Origin of the sequence: Caldimonas sp., assembly GCF_046289365.1 — a bacterium.
Taxonomy (GTDB): domain Bacteria; phylum Pseudomonadota; class Gammaproteobacteria; order Burkholderiales; family Burkholderiaceae_C; genus Caldimonas.
In genome coordinates this window covers 1-4,122 of sequence record NZ_JBKBVU010000239.1, presented here as the reverse complement: position 1 = coordinate 4,122, position 4,122 = coordinate 1, and the positions used below count along the sequence as shown (strand labels likewise).

General features: G+C 71.4%; 3 protein-coding genes. All 3 read right to left on the bottom strand.

Annotated elements, in window-relative coordinates; all coding sequences use genetic code 11:
• Positions 1–327 precede the first annotated feature (327 nt).
• The 3 genes from ACK42S_RS16140 to ACK42S_RS16130 all read right to left on the bottom strand — a co-directional run bounded on the left by ACK42S_RS16140 (position 328) and on the right by ACK42S_RS16130 (position 3,926).
• Positions 328–2,976: a PAS domain-containing protein gene (locus tag ACK42S_RS16140; RefSeq protein WP_409709873.1), complete on the bottom strand. Its 2,649-nt coding sequence runs from the start codon at positions 2,974–2,976 to the stop codon at positions 328–330.
• A 154-nt stretch (positions 2,977–3,130) separates the two neighbouring features.
• Positions 3,131–3,652, bottom strand: coding sequence for a DUF3299 domain-containing protein (locus ACK42S_RS16135; protein WP_409709870.1), 522 nt, complete (start codon positions 3,650–3,652; stop codon positions 3,131–3,133).
• 10 nt (positions 3,653–3,662) lie between these two features.
• The gene (locus ACK42S_RS16130) at positions 3,663–3,926 is read right to left on the bottom strand and encodes a hypothetical protein (RefSeq protein ID WP_409709867.1); all 264 of its coding nucleotides are present in this window, start codon (positions 3,924–3,926) and stop codon (positions 3,663–3,665) included.
• Positions 3,927–4,122 lie beyond the last annotated feature (196 nt).

Below are 4,122 nucleotides of genomic sequence, written 5' to 3'. Positions count from 1 at the left end.
GGAGATCGCGGCGCTCTCGATGTCGGGGAGCTCGATCCTGGTAGCGATCAATGCGCTGCTTCTCAAACGGACGCGCCTGCCTGGGATCTGGCGCAGCGCGCCCGACGACGTCGGGGATGTGGTCCGTCTCGCCGATGCCCCGCCGGGACGGGTCGCATGAGGCCGCCGCGCGCCGTCCTGGCGATCGGGGCGGTCTTCCTTGGCGCGATGCTCATCTGGCGGTACGCGGCCCGCCGGTGGAGCCTTCCCTGCCCGGCCGCCCTAGGGTGGATCCTCGAATCGGGTCTGCGCGAGCGGCTGGCCCCCTGAAAGAAACCAGGACACCGCTCATCCCTCACGCCCCGCACGCGCCGCCAGCATGCGGTCGATGGCCGCCAGGAAGCGCGCCACATCGATGGGCTTGGTCCAGTAGTCCAGGAAACCTGCGGCCAGGGCCCGCTGCACGTCCTCGGGCATCGCATTGGCCGACAGCGCGATGCATGGCAGGGCGGCGGTGCGCGGGTCGGCTTGCAGGCGGCGCAGCACCTCATGGCCGTCCATGTCGGGCAGGTGCATGTCCACCAACACCGCATCGGGCTGCAAGGTGTGCGCCAGCGCCACGCCGCCCGCACCGTCACCCGCCACGCTGAGCCGCACTGCCGGGCGCAGGGCCAGCACCTCGCGCACCAGCGTGACGTTGACCTCGTTGTCCTCGATGTAGAGCAGCTCCAGCGCCGGTTGCGCAGGCTCGGCCTGCGGCTGCGGTGCCACCGGCGGGGTGGGGGCCGGCGCCTCGCCGGCAGCCGGGCAGGCCGCTTGCAGGGCGCGTGGCAGCCACACCTCGAATTCGCTGCCCTGGCCCACGCGGCTGCGCACCTCGATGCGCCCGCCCATGTGGGTCACGAGCTGCCGCGCGATCGACAAACCGATGCCGGTGCCTTCGATCCCCTCGCGCTCCACCCCCAGGCGGTTGAACGGTTCGAACAAGCCCTGCACCTGCTCGCGGCTCATCCCCCGGCCGGTATCGCGCACGACCAGTGTGAGCCAATCGGCCGTCCCGTGCGCGGCCACGTCCACGCGCCCGCCCGGGCGGTTGTACTTGATGGCATTGGACAGCAGGTTCATCAGCACCTGGCGCAGGCGCTGCCGGTCGGCCTGCACCAGGCCGGCCAGCGATCCGGTGTGCAGCTCGATGCGGTGCGCGCGGGCCATCGGCGCCACCAGCCCCAAGGCATCGGCCACCACCACCTGCACATCGAGCGCCTCCGGGCGCAGGGCCACGGTGCCCGACTCGATGCGCGCCAGGTCCAGCATGTCGTCGATCAGGGCCAGCAGGTGACGACCGGCGGCGTGGATGTGGTCCACCCGCTGCCGCTGGGCCGGACTCAAGGCCTGCGCCGCATCGGCCTGCAGCACCTGCGCGAAACCCAGCACCGCATTGAGCGGCGTGCGCAGTTCATGGCTCATGCGGGCCAGGAATTCCGACTTGGCCCGGCTCGCCTGTTCGGCCGCGGCCTTCTCGCGCAGGGCCTGCTCGGTTCGCTTGAGTTCGGTGATGTCCCAGTTGACCCCGAGCATGCGCACCGGCTGGCCGCTCTCGTCGCGCAGCACGTGCCCGCGCGTGGCCAGCCAGTGTTCGCTGCCATCGGGCCAGACCACGCGGAACTCGAAGGCCGTGCGGTCCAGAGCGCCCGCATGCACCTGGTCGTAACGGGCCCACATCGCCGCCCGGTCGTCCGGGTGCACGCAGCTCACGCGCAAAGCCTCCACCGGCCGCGGATCGTCCGGGCTCAGGCCGCGCAGCAGGTACATCTGCGCGTCCCAGTGACTGGTGCCGGTGCGCAGGTCACGCTCCCAGGTGCCGATGCCGGCCTCGCGGGTGGCCAGGGCCGCGCGCGCCTGCGCCTGTTGCAAGGCCAGCTCGGTGTTGCGACGCTCCGTGATGTCCATGGCCACCCCCAGCACCGCCACGACGCGACCCGTCTCATCGCGCTGCGCGGCACGGCGCGTCAGCAAGGTGCGGTAGACCCCCTGGGCATCGCGATAGCGGGCGACGACGTCGACCGCATCCTCACCGTCGAGTACCCGCTGCAGCCCCTCGGCCAGGGCCTGGCGATCGTCCTCGTGCACACGCGCGCGCACGTCCTCCAACCGCAGGGCCACCCGCTCCGGCACCCCCAGCAGCGCCGCCGCCCGCTCGTTGACACGCAGCTCGTCGGTGGCCGGGTCGTGCACCCAGATGATCAGCTGGGCCAGTTCCACCGCCAGCTCGAACTGGGCACTGAGCTTACGCACCTGGGCACCCCGCTCGAAGCTTTCGGTGTCGTCGACCAGCACGCCCAGCGCGCGGTCTGGGCGGCCGTGGGCGTCGGCCAGCACCCGCCACAATGAATGCACGACGCGCACACCGCCGGTGCGGGGCACGAGGCGGTAGTGCAGGTGGTAGGCACCGGGTGAGCGGATGCTGGCCTGCCAGGCCTGCAGAACGCGCTCGCGATCCTCGGGATGGATCAACTCCCGGATGGTGTCGGGATCGGGCGGTTGCGGCTGGGGGGGCAGACCATAGAAGCGGAACATGTGCTCATCCCAGTGGGCCTGCCGGCCGTCGAGGCTGCGCTCCCACACCGCCAGGCGCCCGAAGTCCTGGGTCATCTCCAGGCGCTGCGCCAAACCGGGCGCCACGCCGTGGCCGGTCTCGGCCGGCCCGCTCGGCGCCGCGATGCGGCCCAGCCAGCCGGCCCACCCGTCCTGCCCATGCCAGGGACGCAGATGCAGCCGGGAGCCGTCGGCCATCACCAGCGGCGCCCCCTCAGGGGCCCGCCCGGACGACGACACCTGCTGCGCCGCTTCCCGGTCCTGCGAAGGCGGCCGTGCCTGCACAGCAGCCGTCAGCTCCCCGCCCGCGCCGCCGTGGCGGTGCATCCAGTCCCGCCAGGCGGCATTGCCAAAGACGATATGTCCCTGCGGGTCGGCGAGGAACAAGGGCTCGGACGTCATGTCCAGCAAGGCTTGCGCCGCCGCGTCAATGACCGGTGGATCGGAAAAAGAGAAAGACGGCGACGACATACTGGGGCCCCAAGGGCGGCTTGCGCCCAGTGTACCGAGCCCGCAGGGCCTTGGCCCGCCACCGCCAGGTGGCGGCACCGGGGCTTCAGCGCGCCGGCTGCGCCTCGGTGAGGCGGTAGAACAGCCCGTAGGGGTCGTTGTCCAACACAGACAGCCGCCCCTCGACCACCACCGGGTCCACGCTATAGCGCACCGGCGTCTTGGCCCGCACCTCGACCAGCCCCTCCGGGCCGGCCGGGATGCAAAACGAACAGGTGGTGGGCACGGCCGACAGCAGGAAGTGGTGCTGACGCTCGCTGGCATCCAGCGGCATCATGAAACCCTGCACCTTCACGATCTGCCGGTCCAGGGCCCTCACATCGGCCGGGAAGATCGGCCGCAGCCGCTGGCGTTCGGCCCGGGTCTTGACCGATCCGAGGAGCTTCCATGACAGCACCCCCTCGCGCTCTTGCAGCGGCGGGATCGGGCTGTCCGGGCTGTGGTAGCCCGGTCCGCTGCCCAGCGGTGACGCCGGCGCCGCCCCCCCCAGCGGGGCGGCGAGCTGGGCCCAGGCCCCCGGGGCCGCCAGGGCCAGCAGGCCGCAGACGAAGCAGCGACGATCGGTCATCGGAAGGTGCTCAGTGGACGTGACGCATGCCGCAGTGCTTGCCGATGCCCAGGCCCTTGCAGGCCGCCTGCAGCTCTTTCAGGCAGGCGTCCTCGCTCTTGCCGGACTCCAGGCAGCGCGCCGCGGCCTCATGGGCCGCCGCCATCGCGCGGTGGCGCTCGATGTCCTTCTTCACATGGTCGGACAAAACCGGCGCTTGCTGGGCCTGGACCCCTGCAGCGCCCAGCATCAGAGGGAAGGCCAGCACCAGCGAGAACAGAACACGGTCAATCATGACAAAAGACTCTCCATGACAAAGCCAAGACATGCGACGTCGACCCGCCGCCCGCCGGAAGGTTCATCCGCGAGATCCGGCGGCCTGCCCCGGGGCGGCCGCCCGTCATCGCGGCGCTTGCAGCAGCCGCATCACGTCGAGCCGGTAGGCCTGCCAGGCCGGCAAGGCGGCACTGAGCACCGCCAACCCCAAGGCC